The organism is Asticcacaulis sp. W401b, from assembly GCF_046503825.1.
In the GTDB taxonomy this organism is placed as follows: Bacteria; Pseudomonadota; Alphaproteobacteria; order Caulobacterales; family Caulobacteraceae; genus Asticcacaulis.
This window is the reverse complement of record NZ_JBKFEE010000060.1, coordinates 1-873: the sequence shown is the minus strand read 5'-3', so window position 1 is coordinate 873 and position 873 is coordinate 1. Positions and strand designations below refer to the sequence as shown.

Below are 873 nucleotides of genomic sequence, written 5' to 3'. Positions count from 1 at the left end.
TTTCGCTTTCTGCCACATGCTCGGTTTCGAGTTAGCACCCAGGCTGAAAGGCATCTCGCGCCAGAGGCTCTATCTGCCTGACCTGGCTTACAAGGACACGCTCGGCAGTTTGTCTCCGATTTTGACCCGCGCCATCGACTGGGATCTGATCAGCCAGCAATACGATGAGATTGTCAAATACACTGCCGCACTTCGTCACCGGACGGCCGAGCCCGAAGCCTTGCTGCGCCGATTTACCCGAGCAAATGTGCAGCATCCGACGTACCGCGCACTTGCCGAACTGGGCAAGGCCGTTAAGACGATCTTCCTGTGTCGCTATCTTGCGGAAGAGCCATACCGGCGCGAGATCAATGCCGGCCTCAATGTGGTCGAGAACTGGAATAGCGCCAACGGCTTCATCTACTTCGGGAAGGGTGGCGAGATCAGCTCCAACCGCATGGAAGATCAGGAGCTGTCCGTGTTGGCGCTGCAGCTGTTGCAGAACAGCCTGGTCTATGTGAACACGCTGATGCTGCAGAAGGTGCTCCAGGACCCAGCCTGGTCACGCCGCATGACCGAGGCCGATTGGCGAGGCCTATCGCCATTAATCTACCAGCACGTGAACCCATATGGCCAGTTCGAACTCGATCTGGAGCAGCGCATCGATTTTGACCGGAGGCTTGCCGCATGACCCGTCGTAATCCGGCAATTACCTGTGTCGGGGAACTGCTCGAAGGCTCCAAAAAGCCCGCCGACCGCAGGATTTCAAAAATGGCGCATAATAGAAGTTATGGGAAATATATGACGCAATATCAATATGTTACATCAAATCTAAATCATTGTCACGCAGGACCAAACGGACAATTCAGCGATGTAAACCCGGTGTGCGGTCGG

Annotated in this window: 2 protein-coding genes; both read left to right on the top strand. The window is 55.1% G+C overall.

Going from position 1 to position 873, the window contains the following annotated elements:
* Positions 1 to 670, top strand: a 670-nt coding sequence (locus tag ACK8OE_RS20875) for a Tn3 family transposase (protein ID WP_410274231.1), incomplete at its 5' end; no start/stop codon positions are given.
* Positions 667 to 873 (top strand): hypothetical protein (locus ACK8OE_RS20870; RefSeq protein ID WP_410274230.1); only part of this gene is annotated, 207 nt, incomplete at its 3' end. The genes ACK8OE_RS20875 and ACK8OE_RS20870, both read left to right, overlap by 4 nt.